Origin of the sequence: Bacillus cereus group sp. TH152-1LC, from assembly GCF_027710505.1 — a bacterium.
Taxonomy (GTDB): domain Bacteria; phylum Bacillota; class Bacilli; order Bacillales; family Bacillaceae_G; genus Bacillus_A; species Bacillus_A mobilis.
The window spans coordinates 1-17,855 of record NZ_JAQFNK010000028.1; the positions used below are offsets into that span (position 1 = coordinate 1).

A 17,855-nucleotide genomic window follows, 5' to 3' on the forward strand; every position below is an offset into this window, starting at 1 on the left:
TTGCGTTGGGGTGATATCCATGTGAAAAAAATATATTTTTTATTAATTTTTATCTTGAAAATAATTAGTAGGTTTTTTTTATTGCTTTAAAAGGGGTGGTTAACGTGGAAGGGTTACAAGATGTGCGAAGTGATGTTCAAGAAATCAAGCAAGAAATTAAAGAAATAAGATTAGAAGTGAAAAGCTTAGAAATACGAACAACGGGTAACGAAAAAGACATTATTAATATTAACAAACAGTTAGATAAAATCAGCGCCAATACTACCTGGATTTTACGACTTATAGTTGGTGGAATTGTTGGTGGGATTCTCACTTTCTTAATGAAAGGAGGTGGCATGTAATGGTTAGTTTAGCTGTAATGATTGGAATTGTTGTTGGTCTTTCACAAATCGTAAAAATAATTGGATTACAAACAAAATATATTCCGTTATTAAATTTAACGCTTGGCATTTTGCTAGGCGTTTTATTTTTGGACGGAGATATCAAAACAAATGTATTTCAAGGAATCATCATTGGTCTATCAGCAAGTGGATTATTTGACCACACGAAAATTATGAAAAAGGATGCTGATGTAAAATGAAAAAAACACTAAAACATATTTCTTCTGTAGTCTTTGCTGTTATTTTAGCTTTATCTGTTGCAACAAGTGCTTTTGCGGATAGAACACTTATGATTCCTGATTTACCGAAACAACCATACCGTAACGGTGTAGGTGCTTATGAGGGCGTTGTAGCACATTCTACAGCAACACCAGAAGCACCAGCTATTAATATTCAAAAATATGAGTCTCGTACATGGCGTTCAGCATTCGTACATTATGCAGTTGATTGGAACGAAACAATCCAAATTGCTGATACGAAATATATTGCGTATGGTGCAGGACCAGGAGCAAATAAACGATATGTTCACGTAGAATTATGCGAAACAAGAGAGTATGAGAAATTCAAACGCAGTTATGATAAATACGTTAAGTTATTAGCTAAAATTCTTCGTGACCGTGGTTTATCAGTAGAAAAAGGATTATGGACTCACTATGATGTAACTAAATATCTTGGTGGAACAGATCATGAAGATCCAATTAACTACTTAAAGTCTCATGGTGTTTCAGAAGCTCAATTCCGAGCTGATGTACAACGCGCACACAATAACTCTAGCGTGGAAGTTTCCGTACCTGATAAGCCATCTAAACCAGCAGAAGTTCCAACAGCTATAACAGATGATATCGCTTATATTGAAGGATACAATGTGAATTTACGTAAAGGACCTGGCACAAGTTATTCTAAGATTCGTCAACTAAACAAACCAGAATCTTATGTTGTATGGGCTGAAAAGGATGGTTGGTTAAATCTTGGTGGAGAGCAGTGGATTAAGAATGATCCATCTTATGTGAAATTCAATAAAAAGAGTACAGTGGATTCATCTATTGTAGGGAAACGCGTTGTATCTAAAGTTAACAATCTACGTTTCTATGATGCTCCATCTTGGCAGGATAAAGATGGAACTGGTTCTGTAGATGTAGGATTAGGATTTACAATTGATGCGAAGGTAACTGTTAATGGTTCACCACAATATAAAGTTCACAATAGCAAAGGTAAAACATATTATGTAACAGCAAATGAAGCCTATGTGTATGTGAAGTAAACTAAAAAAAGCATTCCTCTAGCGAGTAAGGAATGCTTTTTTCTGTATATAAAACGGCATCATGTCAGGAGCAGTTTATTATATGCTATTAAAATAGGTGACATTCAATAAAATAAAAAGAGTATTCCGGTTTGATGGGAGGAATACTCTTTTTCTGTAAAACAGTATCGGCATTTTGATTATATGAATTCACTATATATAATATGACTTAAAAAATAATAAAGACACCTTCCCCAGTTGAAAGTGTCTCATGTGATGATTCTCTAGATGTATAAATAGTATATCCAATATTTGTGAAGGATAGAACTTATTATTGACCGATAAATGTATATGTTAAATATTTTTTTACAAAAGAATAGTTTTATTAAAAATAATAATAAAAACCAGAGCACTCTTGACCAAGGAGTACTCTGGTTACATAGGATGATTACTATACAAAAGGGACGCGTGTAATTTTACTTTATGTAGTAACATGCTGAAATATGAGAAAAAACACTCCAGGGTGGTGAGACCGGAATGCTTTTTTTTATAGAAGTATCGGCATTTTTAGTGTATGAGATCACTCTATATAGCATTCCTGAAAAATAGAAAAAAGACATCTTACCCCTAAGATGTCTTTTCCTATGTGGATTATCCGATGACAGTGTTAGTGTATGGTGAATTTACAGAAAATAGAATCATGTATTGACTAATAATTCTTGTTATATTATATTTTATGTTCAACCATTCTTAACTGAAATAGTTAACCTAAAATTCCGTTTCCTTTCGTGGAGACGGAATTTTTGCGTTTACATCCAAAAATCATTTTCATCTATATTCTTACCTAACTTTTTTAATCCCTTAACAATCTGAGATATTGTGGAATATTTAGGGTTATATGTATGGTCATTGCATAATTTCGATATTGTCCCTCGACTTAACTCCGCAGCTTTTTCTAATTCTCCTTGCGTGATTTCTTGACGATCCAACCATTTCCCGAATTTACTTCTATTTGTTTTACCTAATTTAAGCCAGTCAAACATCTTATTATCACCTCGATAACAGGATGTCCACCCCGTCATTTTTTTAAACTCAATAAAATAAATGACATATGGGAAAAGCTCTCCACAATATGATGTACCAAGGTAGCTACCACGGTAAGAAAAGTTCCAGTTACCAAAGTAGCTATCAAGGTAGGGATAGGTGATTTTACCGAGATGGTTACCATGGTAAGTTTTAGATTTCTACCAAGGTAGCTGCCATGGTTCCTATCAAGGTATTGCTACCATGGTAATGTGGGTATGAACCTCTGATACATCAGGAATTTACATTCTGTTTATAAAGGGGAGAGGGCAATGAACGGAAAGATAACGGAAAATGCATATGAGATGATTGGGAATCAAATTAAGTTTTATTTGACCGAAGATCGGGCAAAAGGATGGAATCAAATTCCACATCCACAATTTCGAAGTACAGAAGAGATTGGGAGATGGTGTGAAAGTTCGGTAAACGAAATGGTTTGTCATTGGGATGCCCTAAATCAAAATGCAATGAGTGTGTCTGATACTACCGATTTTCTGTATAGATGGATGAGTTGGTATGTAAAAGAACCATTGGACAGCACCGCTTTAGAAATTAGAAAGCTACCAGGTGAACTGATAACCTTTATAACCAATGTTCCCTTTGACGCCTTTGAATTACTAAAACGTACTTCTCACATGGTTTTAGAATGTATCTATTTTGCTTTTGGATTCTTTTTATAAGAAGGAGGCAACATGTTTAAGAGAAAAGAAATCATTCCCTTTCGGGATTTCATGAATCAATCTTATAAGAAGCAAAAGCAAGTGAGAGCGTTTAGTTTGGAGCCACTTAGTCCCATGGCTTTCTTTCATATGTCCCAGCCTTTTGTACACACTTATGTAGCTTTAGGGGTGCTAGGAGGGCTTACAATTGGTGCAGTATTGCTAGAAAGGTATTTAATTCAAAATGATTATATTTCCGCAGCAAAATTTGTATCTGAAGGACTACATCATGGAATACGAATTGGTGGAATTGGCTTTGTTGCGTATGTTTTCATTCGTATTGTGACCATGTTCTAAGGAGAGATGATATGGAAATCATAAAAGAATGGCTTCATAGGAAGGCTTTAAAACATCAACTAATTGAAGTATTTAATAAGGCAGGATTATATATGGAACATCAAACACGTGGAGGGAAATTGCCGATTTACCCTAAAATTCATGCTGTTTCTTCTTCAAACAAAAGCGTGAAATATGTATTTACGATTCCAAACGGATTAGATCCAAAGACAATTGAAAAGAAATGGTTTTGCTTTCAGCAAATGTTTGGACGTAATGTAGCGATTGAGGGAGATATTAAAAAGTTTGTGCTCAATGTATTTTATTCTGATGCTGGTTTAAAACAATATAACTACAGTTATAAGAAATGGCAGCCATTATTACAAAAATATCGACTTCCTGTTGTGGTAGGACGTGACCAATTCGGAAATATGATTGTGTATGACATGATTGATTCAAATACACCGCATTTACTAATAGCTGGGGAAACAGGAAGCGGGAAAAGTAGCATGGTGCGTGTCGTTCTGTCCACACTCATTCGATGCATGTCTCCAGAAAAATTACATTTGTACTTGGGCGACTTGAAAAACTCTGAATTTCATTTCTTGCGTAGAGTAAAACATGTGAAAGAGGTGTGCATGGAAGAAATCGAAATGAAAATCATGCTTCAAAAAGTGTGGAAGGAAATACGCGAACGTAGAAAGCTGATGGAAGAGTATGAAGTGGATCACATTGATGAATACAACAAATTGAATCCTGGTAATCAAAAGCCGTATATCTTACTCGCTATAGATGAAGTAGCTATGTTGCAAGATGAAAAAGAATGCATGTCCACAATCGAAAAAATATCGGCAGTCGGTAGATCACTTGGTGTCTTTCTTATGCTCAGTATGCAACGTCCTGATGCAAAGGTGTTAGATGGTAAGTTAAAACTGAATATGACGGTCAGAATGGGCTTTAAATGCGATAACACAATTAATAGTAATATCATGGGTACACCTGGATCAGAATGTTTAGAGCAATCTGGACAAATGATTCTAAAGTTAAATGGATTAAAGAAAGTGCAGGCTCCTTATTTAGAACTAAATAAAGCAAAACAAATAGTTGAACCTTACCGTTTACCCAAAGAAGATATGGTGCTTCAGAATCCGCCACAACAAGAACTTCCTTTGTTTGGAGTGTTGGAACATGAAGAGTAGAGACAAAGCGATACTAAAAGACTTGCACCGTTTTAGATGCCTATCACGAGATGATATTATCGATTTGCATTTCCAAGGACTTAAGAAAGCTGTCACCAGTTGTAATACGGTTATGAAACGATTAAGGCGAGATGGAAGTGTGGATGTAAATGTGTCACAGCAACCATACATCTATTTCCCGCAACCGAGTCCGATTCGAAAAACAAGTCAAAAGATACCTCATTTTCTTGCTATTGTGAATGTATATAAGCAACTTCTCCAGTACGAAAAACCTAAATTGTTTAAAGTCGAGCTGAAATATGGTAAAACGTATATGGAACCTGATATCTTCACAATATGGCGACAATCTCCGTTTTTCATAGAAGTACAGAATTCGGTATACAGCAAGAAAGTGATGCAAGAGAAATTAAACCGATACGAATTCTACTTTCATAGTTTGGAATGGCAGCAAGAACCATGGCAACCGAAGAAATCCAAATACTTCCCTTCTCTCCTGGTAATTACAGATTGCCAGTATGACATCTACTCTCCAAATTTCCGCATATTTCAAGCGAAATCGATACATGATTTCATGAATCAAATGGTTGCTAAGGCGTAGTAGTAACCCTACACCTTTAATATAGCCCCATTTCATCAGCTTCTTCTTTAGAGATTTTATAATATACACCTGGGGCAAAAGAGTTGTCTATTGTATATGTGGATGACTCTTTTGTACTAGACTCTTCTAACCAATTGTAAAAAGTGAATGAAGTTTTTTTGTTATGTACATCAGAAGAGCCTGTATTCACTTTTTTAGGCGCTTGAGATAATCTAATATTATTTTTGTAAACCTTTGTAAATAAAGCTTGTACACTGTCTGTGAGAGTACCACCATTTTTTAAGAACCTATTAATTTTAACTAATGCATTGAATGCAAGAAGAAATAAACCTTTATCGCAATTGCTACCCACACGTAACCCAATGATAGATGCGTTGGTTTTTAAAATAGGGTGATACGTTCCAGCTTTGATTGTATGGTACATCCTTTCTTGGTATTCATTCACATAGTAAATATGGATTCTTTCGAACTCTTTTTTGACATCGTTTTGTGCTTCTTTTAATTCATTTTCAATAGATTCTATTAGAGATACTCTTTCATTATTTTTTTCTTGTTTTAAAGAACTAAAAGAATTAATAGAGTTATTATAGTTAGAATTCGTTTTTTCGGCCTCTATCCTTACAGTCTCAAGGGTTTCAAGATTTTTCTGTTCGGCAACCTGATTGGCATTTAGTTCGGCATCTATGTAAAATACCTCTTTCATGATTGTTGTGAAATTAGGGTGTGTTTTTAATACAAATACATATTTATTTTTACCATCAGCTAATCCAGCGATCAGAATTTTACCTGTTTGTTTTAATGCACGAACAGTAGCGGTTACAGTTCTTACAGAACAATTAGCTTTACCAGCTAATATTTCCGCAGCAATTTTACATATACCATTTCCTGAAAGCATATAAATTAATCCATTACATCTTTTCGTTTGGATCGAGAAGGAAATAAACTTTCAAAACTTTGATTCGTATCGTTGATACGGTTTCTAATATCATCAATAATCTCATTTTTCTTTTGAGTACTTAATTGGTTTTGTTGCATATATTTTTGAATATCTGCATTATAGGCAGTCAATTTTTTCATAAGGGCTCGTCTCCTCCGAAAATAAAAAAGCAACAGAATGCCACAAAATGTAAGCAAACTGTTGCTAGGAGACCCTTATGTACGATAAAATGAGGTACATAAAGAGTTACAGCAAGTGTTTGCCTAGTGTGATTAGGCGACGGTTAATAAAGTGTTCCACCACTTTATTAACACGCTGTGCTCTTTTATTTTTTTTATTAGTTTTATTTCGATTTTTCCGGTAACGAATATGGTCACAAACAACCAGAAAAGTGTTGCCATTTATATTTTTCGATATAGTGTAAAACTGCTTAATATAGATGTTTTGTGCGCTTTTTGGAAATTACAGTTTTATATATTAATGATTATTCTGATCATTATCCAGTAGAGGCAACTATTTCTATGAAATAGTCTTAAAAAGTTTCTTCTTAAATAAGAAGAAACTTTTTTGTTTTGTAGAGGAAATTTAAACTTTCTTTCCAATATGTATAAGACATATAGAGAAGAGGAGAGAAAAATGTGGATCGAGGAATTTTTAAAGAGGTTCCATTACCGTGTGCATTTTTGGATGAAGTGGCTTTAGATAGAAATGTTCAATCGATTATAGAATTAAGTGGAAATAAGAAGATTCGTATAGCGAGTAAATCGTTACGTTCTGTTCCGGTTATGAAAAAGATTTTAGCTGCAAATGATCGATTTCAAGGTATTATGTGTTTCTCACCTAGGGAGGCTTTGTTTTTAATTGAACAAGGATTCAATGATTTATTACTCGGATATCCTGCCTATGATGAAAGAGCTTTATATGAAATAAGTTTGCTAACAAAGCAAGGGCTCATTATAACTTGTATGGTGGATTGTGAAGAACATATTGTTTATTTAGAAAAAATTGCTGAGAAGTCTAAAGGGTGTTTTCGTGTTTGTTTGGATATTGATATGAGTAGTCGTTTTTTTCAATTTCATTTTGGGGTAAACAGATCACCAGTAAAAGATGTGCAAGGTGCTTTGAAAATAGTAAAAAGGGTGAAAGAATCATCATTTTTAATACTAGATGGTGTCATGGGATATGAAGCCCAAATTGCTGGGGTAGGAGATCACATACCAAATCAGCGAGTGAAGAGTAAAGTAATTTCGTATTTAAAGAAGAAATCGGTTTTAGAAATTAAAGAAAGAAGAGGACATATCGTAAAAGAAATACAAAACCTAGGTATTGAACTAAGGTTTGTAAATGGGGGAGGCACAGGAAGTATAAAAACAACCGAGCAAGATAATGCAGTTTCAGAGATTACAATAGGTTCTGCTTTTTATGCCCCGAAGCTGTTTGATTATTATAAAGAGGTGCAATTTCATCCAGCTGTCGGATTTGCTTTACCAGTTGTACGTAAACCAGCCCCGTATATTTACACTTGTCTAGGTGGAGGATATATTGCCTCAGGCGCAATTGGTAAAGATAAAGAACCTGAGATTTGGAGGCCAAATGGCGCCAAACTATTAGCTTTAGAAGGTGCTGGCGAGGTACAAACACCGATTTTTTATAACGGTGAGGAACGGGTAGAGATAGGAGATTCTATCTTGTTTCGCCATAGTAAAGCTGGAGAGTTATGTGAGCGGTTTCCGTTTTTATATCGTGTGAAAGAAGGAGAGATTGTTGGGGAGTATTCAACATATCGGGGGGATGGCCAATGCTTTCTATAAAGGGACAAAAATGGAGAAATTGGACAGGGAATGTAGAAGGAACACCGCGTTATACGATGTATCCAGAAAGTATACAAGATGTAGTAGAAGTGGTAGGACTTGCACGAAGAAAAGGGAAGAAAATTCGTGTTGTTGGTTCAGGGCACTCGTTTACACCTCTTGTACAAACGGAAGAAATTTTAGTTTCTTTAGATGAATTGAAAGGTATTATGAATATCGATGAAGAGAAGATGGTTGCTGAAGTATGGGCAGGAACAAAGTTACATGATTTAGGGAGATTACTTGAAGAAAAAGGTTATGCACAAGAAAATTTAGGGGATATTGATTCACAATCTATTGCAGGAGCGATTAGTACAGGGACTCATGGGACGGGTATTACCTTTGGAAGTTTATCAACACAAGTTATAGAGATTACCGCAGTTTTATCCACAGGTGAGAGCATAGTTTGTTCGGAAACTGAGAATGTGGAATATTGGAGAGCCTTTCAGTTGTCGCTTGGAATGTTAGGTATTATTTTAAAAATAAAATTGAAAGTTATCAGGGCGTATTCACTCGTTTATAAAAGTGAAAAACAGTCATTATCTACTGTAATGAACAAGCTAGAAGAATATAAGAAGAATCGCCACTTTGAATTTTTCGTTTTTCCGTATTCAGATGAAGTGCAAGTGAAATTTACAAATGAAACAACGGGTAAAAACAGTGATTTGAAATGGCATAAACTAAAGGTAGAGTTGCTTGAAAATAAGATGTTTTCTTTGTTATCTAAAGGATGTAAATGGTTTCCTTCTATAAGTAAAGGCGTAAGTCGATTATCGGCTAAAGCTGTACCGAATACAAAAATAATTGGTCCGAGTTATGAAGTATTTGCTACATCGCGTGCGGTTCCATTTTATGAAATGGAGTATAGTGTTCCTTCAAAGTATATGCGGGCTGTTGTAGAGGAAATTTCAAACCTTATTGAAAAGAAAAAGTATAAAGTGCACTTTCCAATTGAATGCCGTTATGTGAAAAGTGATGATATATGGCTCAGTCCAGCGTACGGAAGGGATTCAGCGTATATTGCTGTTCATATGTATAAAGGTATGAAGTATGCTGCTTATTTTGGTGAGGTGGAGAAAATTTTTCTAAAGTATGAAGGGCGCCCGCATTGGGGGAAAATGCATACGTTAACGTACGAAAAATTACAAAATATATATCCAGAATTGCATTCGTTTCTAAAGGTGAGGAAGTTATTAGATGAAGCAGAAATGTTTTCAAATCCCTACACAGAAAAATTATTTACGATTATGAAAAAAAGCTGACAAAGTATTACTTGTCAGCTTTTTTTAGTATGATTGCATTTCTTGTTCGACTAATGCTTTCGTAAAATAGTAATTTATCACGGCTAAATACATGTAATAAAACATGGATGATAAATAGACCGTTAATTACAAATTGGAATAATAGTATAACCAGTAATACTAAAGGCTCTGTATGATTTAAGATAGAGCTACTCGAAAGAATATAATTGATTCCGCCTAGAATGAAATAGAATATACCGTAACGAATGAATAATTCTTTTAGTGTAATACGCTCTGCTTGTCCTTTAATGTAAATCCGAAGCAACGCTTTTCCTATTGTTCTTCCATTTGTAAAGTATGGAATGATAATAAAGTAAATTAAGATTGAACATGTAATGAAAAGGAGTTCGTATACATTTGTATAAGATTGGATGTTAGCAATAAATAGTGAATTTCCTTTGTTTTTAATGAAAGGTACAACGATAGATAAGAAAATCCAATCAATTTGCATAGCGATGAGACGACGAATGAATCCGACTGGTTTCGTTTCTAAATCAATATGAATATCTAGCTCACTCGTTTTTGGAAGGAAGTACGTAAATATTGGTGCAATGATAAAACCAATTACGCCGCCTAGTGTGTTTAAAAACAAATCATCAATATCAAATAAGCGATAGGCACAATTATAAATACCATATAATCCAGTTACTTGTGTTAATTCAAAGAACAGTGAAAGGAAAAAAGAAATACACACTGTTTGTAAGAAGCTACGTCGGAAATAATAACGTAAGTACATACCAAATGGAACGGTTAGCAGAACGTTAAAAGCGACTTGTAAAAACGCAGATTCCTTTAATAAATAGAAGTAGGTAGCTGGCTTCGTTAAAATTGCCGAGGTATGATTACTAATCTCTTGTATGAAATAAAATGGCGAGAGTTGCATATGTTGTGTATTAGCCGGTTGTAGGCTACATGTATCATATGTTTGTGGCAAAGGTAAGATAACAAGAAAATAGGCATTTAATACATAGAGTAATAGTGAATATAAAATAAATGAACGCCACTTATTCAAATAACCATACTTGCGATAATTAAATATTAAAAAAGGGATTAATAGAAACATCGCTAAAATAGGAAATAAAATAAATGCTGTTTTTATTGGAAATAAATATGCAGTCAAAATAGAGCTCCTTTCAATGAAAATTCGTTTCTCATTATAACGTTAAAAGAACATTAAAACAAAATTAAAATATTTCGAAATAGAAAAAATTACAACTTTCAATGGAATTAAGTTATACTAAATTTAATATAAGGATATTATGATTATTATTAGTTGAGAGAGGGTACAAGATATGCGATATGAGCTTTTTTCTGTAAGTGGGGATCATATTACAACTTTTGAAAGTGCATGGCATTTTCAGGAGGGAGAACAGATTTTTGTTCATGATGATCAAACAAAACGAAATTTTATTATTATCCGCCTAACGCATGATGTATTTCAACAAAATAAACATGTTATTCGTTTGTATTGTCAAGAAAAGAAAGTATACGTATAAGAAAGGCCCTCTTACCGTATAAAAAAGTAAGAGGGCCTTTAGCATTATAAAGATATAAAAAAGTGAGTCATCCTAGTTTAATAGAATGACTCACTTTTCGATTTGTAAGTTTCACTTTATAAGAAAATAAGAGTAAGTACACCTACGATAATGCAATAGAAAGAGAAATATTTTAAATTTCCTTTTGCCATAATGTTCATAAACCACTTTAACGAAATATACGTCATGATAAATGTTGCGATAAATGCAACGACATATGGTACGAATAATGTGTCTAGATTTGGGTCTTTTGCAATGTCTGTAATACTTAGTAATAAACCACCTAAGCTAACAGGGATATATAGTAAGAATGAGAAACGAAGAGCTGTTTCTTGCTTCATACCAAGTAACATCGCTGCTACGATTGTTGCACCTGATCGGCTTATTCCAGGAATTAGTGCACAAGCTTGTGCCAATCCGATGATGATTGCATCTTTCATAGAAAGATCGCCATCATTTTTACGTCCACGCAAGTTTCTAATAATCCAAAGGCCGACAGCAGTAATAAGAAGGGAAATCCCAACCATTTTTACGCCTTTTAAGTACTGATCGATGTAATCTTTAAATAAAACACCAATAACACCTGCTGGAATGGTTGCAATAACAAGGTAAATAATAAAGAAGAAATCTGATTTTGCGTCTTCTGCTCTTGTAAATATATACGATAGGCCATTCTTAGTTAGACGAATTAAGTCCTTTCTATAAATAAGTAATACAGCTAATAATGAAGCTGAATTAACAAGTAGTTCGAAACTGAACCCTTCTATTTTTAGTCCTAGCAAATGCTGTGCTAAAACGAGGTGACCACTTGAAGAAATCGGAATTGGTTCTGTTAGTCCTTGGAACAGACCAAGAATTAAATATTTTAAAATGTAGTAAAATTGTTCCATAATAACCTCCTTGTTTATTAGTCGAAAGAAACAACTTGTCCATTATAACAAAGATACGGATGAATATTGAGAAGAAATAAATATTCGAAATATAATAAAAATCCCTTACAACGGTATAAGGGATTTTTATTATTAATGAGAAACTACTGTTTCTTCAAGACTTTTCGTTAATTGAACATCGACTTTCTCTGCATCATGAATATGATTCATAATAGTAGTATTTAACTTCTGGAACATTTGTTGTGTATTAGCGAATTCACGTAATATATCATCATTACAAGATTTTTGGTTTTCGATAGCTTTAATAACATTTGTAGCACCATTTTGTAACGTTTGAATCATAATTAAAATATTTTCAATTCTAGCGTTTGTATCCGCACTCATTTCTACACCTTCATCGACTAAGTGTAAATTATCTTTTGTGTTATCGTATGCTTTTTCAATTTCTTCTTGAATTTTTTTCGTTAAGTTGCCGATGTTTTTTGTACTTTCGGCTGTACTTTCCGCTAGTTTTCTTACTTCATTGGCAACGACAGCGAATCCTTTACCGTGCTCTCCAGCACGCGCAGCTTCAATACTCGCGTTTAAAGCAAGTAAATTTGTTTGTGCTGCAATGTTTTGAATGACTTCTACAATTTGCTCGATTTCTTTTGAGCGCTCACTTAAATGATTCATACTATTAGACGTGCGCTGAGATTGTTCACCTAATTTATTAATTACAATAAGTAAACGATGAACAGATTCTTTCCCTTCATTAGAACAGTCAATAATTTCTTCAATTGACTGAATTAAGCTTTGTTCTTTTTGTAACATTTCATTATTCAATTCATTGGAATGTGTTGTACGCGTTGAAACATTTTCGAAACATGAGCTTAATTGTTGAACTAAATTTTGGAGTGTATTGTGCTGGTTATTTACAAGTTTATGTTCTTGAACAACGCTTTGTACACGATCGTGGATAGAAGAAATAGTTTCTTGTTGTTCGATATCTTTTTGTTTTAATTCTGCTTCTAGTTCTTGTATACGACTTTCTAATTGATCAATTTTATGTTGAAGTGATTTTTTTTGCGTAAACATATATTTATTTCAACCGCCTTTAGAAGTTATATTTTCTCTATATTTGGATTTTAGCATCTTTTATAATTTTTAAATATAGGAATTGTTAAATATTTAAGAATCTATTACATTTTATTCATAATTCTCTTTTTTTCGTCATGAAAAATAAACTGTATTTAATGGTATTGTAAACAAACTGTAAAATAAATCATGTATAACTGTATAAGAAGGGAGTCGGATTATGAACTATTTTAAGCGAATCAGTAGTCTAGTATTAGCAGGAATTATCGGTCTTTCTAGTACAGTCGCTGTAAAAGCAGAGTCAAACGACGAGAAACTTAACAACATGCAACAGCAATTGCAGCAAAATGATGCAGACATGCAAAAGAAAGAGCAAGAGAAGCAAGCTGTTAATAAAGAAATTCAAGGTATTGAAAACGAACTACATAATTTAAATAATACAATTGCAAAAAATAAAGAGGCTCAAACTGCTATTCAACGTAAAATCGATGAAACACATAAGCAGATTGAGCAAAAAAAGAATGAAATTGTCGTTTTAGAGGATAAAGTCCTTGCTCGTAAAGATATTATGAGAAAACGTATGGTTTCTGTTCAAAACAGTTCAAATACAAGTTTAGTAGTAGAAGTTGTAGTAGAGTCAAAAAACTTTGCAGATTTCTTACAACGTATGAATGCAGTTTCTACTATTCTAGAGGCAGATAAAGAAATTTTACGTCTACAAGAACAAGATCTTCGTCAAATTGAAGAAGATAAGAAAACAATTGACGAGAAAGAAGCATCTTTAGTAGTAGACAAACAAAAATTAGCAAAAGCACAAGCTGAGTTGCAAGCTAACTTGAAAAAGCGTCAAGCTAACTTACAAACAGTTCAAGCTAAATATAATGCAATTGCAAGCCAACTTAATTTAGCAGCAGAAGAAAAGGCTAAAATTGAGTCAAATATGAAGGCAGTTCAAGAAACAATTGCTCGTGAGCAAGAAGCGGCAAGAATTGCGGCAGAAGAGCGTGCAAAAGAAGAAGCAGCTGCAAAGGCTGAGCAAGAAGCTTTAGCTAAGGCACAGGCAGAAATTGCTGAAAAACAAAAGCAAGAAAAAGCTAATAAACCAGCTGAACCTGTTGCTAATAATAATTCGAAGGTAGAACCTGTAGAACCTTCTAAGCCAACTGCTGGTGGAAAAGAATTTTATGTACATGCAACAGCTTATACAGCAGACCCAGCTGAAAATGGCTATGGCCCAGGCCAACAAGTATATTCTGCATGGGGACCAGGTGGTAAAGGCTATAATCTAACTGCAAACCCAGGAATGAAATTAATCGCGGTGGATCCATCTGTTATTCCATTAGGATCTACTGTAAAGGTTGAAGGCTATGGAATTGCAATTGCAGCAGATACTGGTGGCGCAATTAAAGGCCACAAGATCGATGTTTTAATGCCAGATAAAGCTTCGTCTAGTAATTGGGGCAGAAAAAATGTTAAGGTTACAATTTTAAACTAACACGTAATCCAACTTTACAATACGTAAAGTTGGATTTTTTTACAAAAATAATGTTAAGTTAAGTTTACATTTTGTTAAGGGAAGCATACAATGTAATCGAGAGGTGGTAAAATTGTCCATTTTAAATAGAGTGAAGGAGTTAAGAGCTCGCTTTAATTTTTCCCAAAGTGTATTAGCAGAAAAGGTTGGAGTAACGAGACAAACGATCGCTGCAATTGAAAAAGGTGATTATGTTCCTTCATTGTTATTAGCACTTACGATTTGCGATGTATTCGAGTTAAAGATGGAAGATGTGTTTGTGTTAAATAAGGAGGGGAAAGAGGATGAATAGACTCGTATTTTCTTATATGCTAAATGTACTTTTAATGGTATTAGCAGGTTGGGCGTTTATTGAGTTGTATTATTTTACTATTGAAGTCGCTAATTTTATTCAAACGGAGAGAGTACCATCTGAAATTTCACTGAGTTTAATGCCGCTAGGATTACTTTTAATATTTGGTATTGTATCGACTGTTCTTTATAAAATTCAAAAGAAAAAATATAAAGAGCTCTCGTATTGGATGTTTCCGCTATTATTTCCTCAAGAGGATGAGCGGGAAAAGGCAATTACAGAAAAGGCTTGTCGTACTACATTTATGTCACTATGGTACGTGTTGCCTTGTGCGGTTGGTTTTTTAACTCTTTCTCCAATTGTTAATCTATATGTTCCTGCATATCCAATATATATTGTATTTAGTATGTTCTTTATTCAAATGACAATTTTTCACGTATCCTTATATCGAAATAAAATCGCTTAAAAAGAAACCTTCTTGCATCGGCAAGAAGGTTTCTTTTTAGCTTACACTTGTACATATAGCAATATTATCTTATCATTTTATATAGAGTAAGATTTTGTAAGGGAAAGGAATTGTATATGAATAAGCAAAGAATTTATAGTATAGTAGCAATCCTTCTATTTGTTGTAGGTGGTGTGTTAATCGGAAAGCCATTTTATGATGGATATCAGGCTGAAAAGAAACAGACTGAAAATGTGCAGGCTGTTCAAAAGATGGATTATGAAAAACATGAGACGGAATTTGTAGATGCTTCGAAAATTGATCAACCAGACTTGGCAGAAGTAGCGAATGCATCATTAGATAAGAAACAAGTAATTGGTCGTATTTCGATTCCGAGTGTTTCATTAGAACTTCCTGTTTTAAAATCTTCTACTGAGAAAAACCTATTATCAGGTGCAGCAACAGTAAAAGAAAATCAAGTAATGGGAAAAGGCAATTATGCATTAGCAGGACATAACATGTCTAAAAAAGGTGTTTTATTTAGTGATGTAGCCTCTTTAAAAAAAGGTGACAAAATTTATTTGTATGATAATGAAAACGAATATGAATATGCGGTTACTGGTGTATCTGAAGTAACTCCTGATAAGTGGGAAGTTGTTGAGGATCATGGGAAAGATGAAATAACGCTTATTACATGTGTATCTGTGAAAGATAATTCTAAGCGTTACGTTGTTGCTGGTGATTTAGTAGGAACGAAGGCGAAGAAATAAAAAAAGATGAGGGAAATCCCTTCATCTTTTTTTAATCCATCCATTTCACTAGTTTCTTAGAAATTAGTAATAAAACACAACCTAATACAATTGCTACAGCTCCGATTACTGTAAATACTTCAGCATATCCAAGTGAAGTTGTGAAGCTTGCAAGTTGTCCGCCTAAAATGTTAGCAATTCCTGAGCTTGCTAACCATACTCCCATTAATAAAGAAGCAAGTTTTACTGGGGCAAGTGCACTAACCATTGATAGTCCAACAGGTGATAAGAATAGCTCACCTAACGTATGGAAAAGATACGTAAAGACGATAAATAGTAAGTTTGCTTTTTCTGTAATGTTATGTTCATCACTACCTGTTTTTAATGTAGCGATAACGAGAATGATATAACCGATACCAAGCAAGATCATACCAAGTCCCATTTTAGTTGGGATTTTTAAATCCCCGCGCTTGCGAGTTGCAAGTTTTGCCCATAATGCTGAAATGACTGGAGCAAGTAAAATAATAAATAATGGATTGACCGATTGGAACCAAGATGTTGGAACTTCCCATCCGAACACAGAGCGGTCTACAAATTTGTTTGTATATAATGTTAATGAGCTACCAGCTTGTTCAAAGCCAGCCCAGAAGAAGACAACGAAGCATGTTAAAATGACGATAACTGCGGTACGTTGTTTTTCTTTTTTTGTTAACGGTGTATCTCCTACTGATGGTTGTCCATCTGTTGTTTGCAAATCGCGAGTTGGTTTTTTACCAATATCACCAAGGAAGCGATTTGATAATGTTGTAAATAAAATTTGTCCAATGATCATTCCAATTGAAGCGGCTAAGAAACCGTAACGGAATCCGTAATGTACAACGCCATCAACTGTTGTTTTGAATAAATTTTCTGATAAAAATCCGCAAACGAGTGGAGCTAAAAATGACCCGACGTTAATACCCATATAGAAAATGGTAAATGCACTATCACGTTTTGGATCATTCTCTTCGTATAATTCTCCAACCAGTGTAGAGATATTCGGTTTGAAGAATCCATTACCGATAATAATAAGCGCTAATCCGAGGTATAGGCCGACTTGGTTTTGCATGGAAAATAGTGTAAGGTTACCGATTGCCATTGTTATACCACCAATTGTGATCGCTTTTCGTCTACCTAGAAAACGGTCTGTTAAGTATCCACCAATCATTGGTGTGAAATAACAGGCTCCAGTATAAAATCCGTAAATAGAGAGTGCCCATGCAGGACTAAACCCAAGACCACCGCTTACTAAAGCTGTCGTTAAATATAATGTTAATAATCCTCGTAATCCATAGTAACTAAATCTTTCCCACATTTCTGTAAAGAAGAGTAAGTATAAACCTGGAGGATGTTTCTTTTTTCTTTGTTGTTCTTTTTCTAGTTGTATCGCTGATTCCATGTTATTTTCCTCCTGACACAAACAAAAACAAAGTTAATAATTTTGTATATTTAATATTTTACCTTATTAACTATTATAAGTCAATGAAGTGAAGCTTTACTCGTGTTTGAAGATTTCATTCTAACATGAGTATTAGTTGCACGAATCGGGCTTTTAAGGGCAGTTTGACTCCCTCTGGATATCTGGTTATCAGCTTAATTATTAGAAGGGAGTCTTACTGCCCGTTAATGCGGGGAAAGGTTGATTTTTCAGAAGAAATTGGAAAAGAGATATAGCTATAGAATGGGTGTTTCTTTTGTGGTAGACTATGGA

The 17,855-nt window shown here is 34.2% G+C and carries 19 protein-coding genes and 1 pseudogene; 14 read left to right on the forward strand and 6 right to left on the reverse strand.

The annotated features are described in order from the left end of the window. Positions 1–104 precede the first annotated feature (104 nt). Genes PDL00_RS30860 through PDL00_RS30870 form a run of 3 tightly spaced genes read left to right on the forward strand, consistent with a single transcriptional unit; the run spans position 105 to position 1,641 of the window. On the forward strand, positions 105–341 hold the full coding sequence (locus PDL00_RS30860) for a hemolysin XhlA family protein (protein ID WP_270733364.1): 237 nt from the start codon (positions 105–107) through the stop codon (positions 339–341). Beyond that, positions 341–580 carry a holin gene (locus tag PDL00_RS30865; RefSeq protein WP_270733365.1) on the forward strand — a complete coding sequence of 80 codons (240 nt, stop codon included), beginning with the start codon at positions 341–343 and terminating at the stop codon, positions 578–580. Before PDL00_RS30860 ends, PDL00_RS30865 begins: the two co-directional genes overlap by 1 nt. Then, complete coding sequence (locus PDL00_RS30870; RefSeq protein ID WP_270733366.1) at positions 577–1,641, forward strand: N-acetylmuramoyl-L-alanine amidase; 1,065 nt, start codon at positions 577–579, stop codon at positions 1,639–1,641. Before PDL00_RS30865 ends, PDL00_RS30870 begins: the two co-directional genes overlap by 4 nt. Before the next feature lie 788 nt (positions 1,642–2,429). On the opposite strand, the gene PDL00_RS30875 is transcribed toward PDL00_RS30870, so the two are convergent. Beyond that, positions 2,430–2,663 (reverse strand): helix-turn-helix domain-containing protein, encoded by a 234-nt coding sequence (locus tag PDL00_RS30875; RefSeq protein ID WP_256428039.1) that lies wholly within the window; start codon positions 2,661–2,663, stop codon positions 2,430–2,432. 312 nt (positions 2,664–2,975) lie between these two features. Between PDL00_RS30875 and PDL00_RS30880 the strand changes: the two genes are divergently transcribed. The 4 genes from PDL00_RS30880 to PDL00_RS30895 are packed head-to-tail and all read left to right on the forward strand — an operon-like array spanning position 2,976 to position 5,495. Next, the gene (locus PDL00_RS30880) at positions 2,976–3,383 is read left to right on the forward strand and encodes a hypothetical protein (protein ID WP_270733368.1); all 408 of its coding nucleotides are present in this window, start codon (positions 2,976–2,978) and stop codon (positions 3,381–3,383) included. Positions 3,384–3,395: 12 nt separating this feature from the next. Next, positions 3,396–3,719: a hypothetical protein gene (locus PDL00_RS30885; protein ID WP_270733369.1), complete on the forward strand. Its 324-nt coding sequence runs from the start codon at positions 3,396–3,398 to the stop codon at positions 3,717–3,719. A gap of 11 nt (positions 3,720–3,730) precedes the next feature. Then, the gene (locus tag PDL00_RS30890) at positions 3,731–4,897 is read left to right on the forward strand and encodes an FtsK/SpoIIIE domain-containing protein (protein WP_270733370.1); all 1,167 of its coding nucleotides are present in this window, start codon (positions 3,731–3,733) and stop codon (positions 4,895–4,897) included. After that, positions 4,887–5,495 carry a replication-relaxation family protein gene (locus PDL00_RS30895; RefSeq protein ID WP_270733371.1) on the forward strand — a complete coding sequence of 203 codons (609 nt, stop codon included), beginning with the start codon at positions 4,887–4,889 and terminating at the stop codon, positions 5,493–5,495. The genes PDL00_RS30890 and PDL00_RS30895 overlap by 11 nt, the downstream gene beginning before the upstream one ends. 16 nt (positions 5,496–5,511) lie before the next feature. On the opposite strand, the pseudogene PDL00_RS30900 reads toward PDL00_RS30895, so the two are convergent. Continuing rightward, positions 5,512–6,572: pseudogene (locus PDL00_RS30900) on the reverse strand (cytosolic protein). Positions 6,573–7,070: 498 nt separating this feature from the next. Here PDL00_RS30900 and PDL00_RS30905 point away from each other — a divergent pair. Together PDL00_RS30905 and PDL00_RS30910 are read left to right on the forward strand one after the other, a co-directional pair. Beyond that, positions 7,071–8,243 (forward strand): amino acid deaminase/aldolase, encoded by a 1,173-nt coding sequence (locus PDL00_RS30905; protein WP_270733372.1) that lies wholly within the window; start codon positions 7,071–7,073, stop codon positions 8,241–8,243. Continuing rightward, positions 8,231–9,544 carry a D-arabinono-1,4-lactone oxidase gene (locus PDL00_RS30910; RefSeq protein WP_270733373.1) on the forward strand — a complete coding sequence of 438 codons (1,314 nt, stop codon included), beginning with the start codon at positions 8,231–8,233 and terminating at the stop codon, positions 9,542–9,544. The genes PDL00_RS30905 and PDL00_RS30910 overlap by 13 nt, the downstream gene beginning before the upstream one ends. 7 nt (positions 9,545–9,551) lie before the next feature. Here PDL00_RS30910 and PDL00_RS30915 read toward each other — a convergent pair whose 3' ends face one another. After that, on the reverse strand, positions 9,552–10,703 hold the full coding sequence (locus tag PDL00_RS30915; RefSeq protein ID WP_270733375.1) for a VanZ family protein: 1,152 nt from the start codon (positions 10,701–10,703) through the stop codon (positions 9,552–9,554). A 172-nt stretch (positions 10,704–10,875) separates the two neighbouring features. On the opposite strand from PDL00_RS30915, the gene PDL00_RS30920 reads away from it, so the two are divergent. Beyond that, entirely contained in the window at positions 10,876–11,079 is a 204-nt protein-coding gene (locus PDL00_RS30920) for a hypothetical protein (protein ID WP_242257241.1), read from the forward strand. A 116-nt stretch (positions 11,080–11,195) separates the two neighbouring features. Here PDL00_RS30920 and PDL00_RS30925 read toward each other — a convergent pair whose 3' ends face one another. Both PDL00_RS30925 and PDL00_RS30930 read right to left on the reverse strand, forming a co-directional pair. Beyond that, positions 11,196–12,008 carry an undecaprenyl-diphosphate phosphatase gene (locus PDL00_RS30925; protein ID WP_242257242.1) on the reverse strand — a complete coding sequence of 271 codons (813 nt, stop codon included), beginning with the start codon at positions 12,006–12,008 and terminating at the stop codon, positions 11,196–11,198. Positions 12,009–12,140: 132 nt separating this feature from the next. Beyond that, complete coding sequence (locus tag PDL00_RS30930) at positions 12,141–13,085, reverse strand: methyl-accepting chemotaxis protein (RefSeq protein ID WP_242257243.1); 945 nt, start codon at positions 13,083–13,085, stop codon at positions 12,141–12,143. 220 nt (positions 13,086–13,305) lie between these two features. Here PDL00_RS30930 and PDL00_RS30935 point away from each other — a divergent pair, with 220 nt between their 5' ends. The 4 genes from PDL00_RS30935 (at position 13,306) to PDL00_RS30950 (ending at position 16,126) form a co-directional block, all read left to right on the forward strand. Further along, positions 13,306–14,580 carry a 3D domain-containing protein gene (locus tag PDL00_RS30935; RefSeq protein WP_270733377.1) on the forward strand — a complete coding sequence of 425 codons (1,275 nt, stop codon included), beginning with the start codon at positions 13,306–13,308 and terminating at the stop codon, positions 14,578–14,580. A 112-nt stretch (positions 14,581–14,692) separates the two neighbouring features. Beyond that, a complete protein-coding gene (locus PDL00_RS30940; protein WP_048527833.1) occupies positions 14,693–14,911 on the forward strand; it encodes a helix-turn-helix transcriptional regulator in 219 nt (72 codons plus the stop codon). Then, complete coding sequence (locus tag PDL00_RS30945; protein WP_242256323.1) at positions 14,904–15,377, forward strand: DUF2178 domain-containing protein; 474 nt, start codon at positions 14,904–14,906, stop codon at positions 15,375–15,377. The genes PDL00_RS30940 and PDL00_RS30945 overlap by 8 nt, the downstream gene beginning before the upstream one ends. A 116-nt stretch (positions 15,378–15,493) precedes the next feature. Then, a complete protein-coding gene (locus PDL00_RS30950) occupies positions 15,494–16,126 on the forward strand; it encodes a class A sortase (protein ID WP_071721043.1) in 633 nt (210 codons plus the stop codon). A gap of 31 nt (positions 16,127–16,157) precedes the next feature. Here PDL00_RS30950 and PDL00_RS30955 read toward each other — a convergent pair whose 3' ends face one another. Next, positions 16,158–17,543, reverse strand: coding sequence for a peptide MFS transporter (locus PDL00_RS30955; protein ID WP_270733378.1), 1,386 nt, complete (start codon positions 17,541–17,543; stop codon positions 16,158–16,160). Positions 17,544–17,855 lie beyond the last annotated feature (312 nt).

Bases quoted from the DNA above. Each gene is read 5' to 3' on its own strand.
- PDL00_RS30925 (WP_242257242.1), bottom strand. From the start codon at position 12,008: ATGGAACAATTTTACTACATTTTAAAATATTTAATTCTTGGTCTGTTC.
- PDL00_RS30930 (WP_242257243.1), bottom strand. From the start codon at position 13,085: ATGTTTACGCAAAAAAAATCACTTCAACATAAAATTGATCAATTAGAA.
- PDL00_RS30865 (WP_270733365.1), top strand. From the start codon at position 341: ATGGTTAGTTTAGCTGTAATGATTGGAATTGTTGTTGGTCTTTCACAA.
- PDL00_RS30950 (WP_071721043.1), top strand. From the start codon at position 15,494: ATGAATAAGCAAAGAATTTATAGTATAGTAGCAATCCTTCTATTTGTT.
- PDL00_RS30895 (WP_270733371.1), top strand. From the start codon at position 4,887: ATGAAGAGTAGAGACAAAGCGATACTAAAAGACTTGCACCGTTTTAGA.
- PDL00_RS30910 (WP_270733373.1), top strand. From the start codon at position 8,231: ATGCTTTCTATAAAGGGACAAAAATGGAGAAATTGGACAGGGAATGTA.
- PDL00_RS30885 (WP_270733369.1), top strand. From the start codon at position 3,396: ATGTTTAAGAGAAAAGAAATCATTCCCTTTCGGGATTTCATGAATCAA.
- PDL00_RS30935 (WP_270733377.1), top strand. From the start codon at position 13,306: ATGAACTATTTTAAGCGAATCAGTAGTCTAGTATTAGCAGGAATTATC.
- PDL00_RS30955 (WP_270733378.1), bottom strand. From the start codon at position 17,543: ATGGAATCAGCGATACAACTAGAAAAAGAACAACAAAGAAAAAAGAAA.
- PDL00_RS30920 (WP_242257241.1), top strand. From the start codon at position 10,876: ATGCGATATGAGCTTTTTTCTGTAAGTGGGGATCATATTACAACTTTT.
- PDL00_RS30890 (WP_270733370.1), top strand. From the start codon at position 3,731: ATGGAAATCATAAAAGAATGGCTTCATAGGAAGGCTTTAAAACATCAA.
- PDL00_RS30880 (WP_270733368.1), top strand. From the start codon at position 2,976: ATGAACGGAAAGATAACGGAAAATGCATATGAGATGATTGGGAATCAA.
- PDL00_RS30870 (WP_270733366.1), top strand. From the start codon at position 577: ATGAAAAAAACACTAAAACATATTTCTTCTGTAGTCTTTGCTGTTATT.
- PDL00_RS30875 (WP_256428039.1), bottom strand. From the start codon at position 2,663: ATGTTTGACTGGCTTAAATTAGGTAAAACAAATAGAAGTAAATTCGGG.
- PDL00_RS30945 (WP_242256323.1), top strand. From the start codon at position 14,904: ATGAATAGACTCGTATTTTCTTATATGCTAAATGTACTTTTAATGGTA.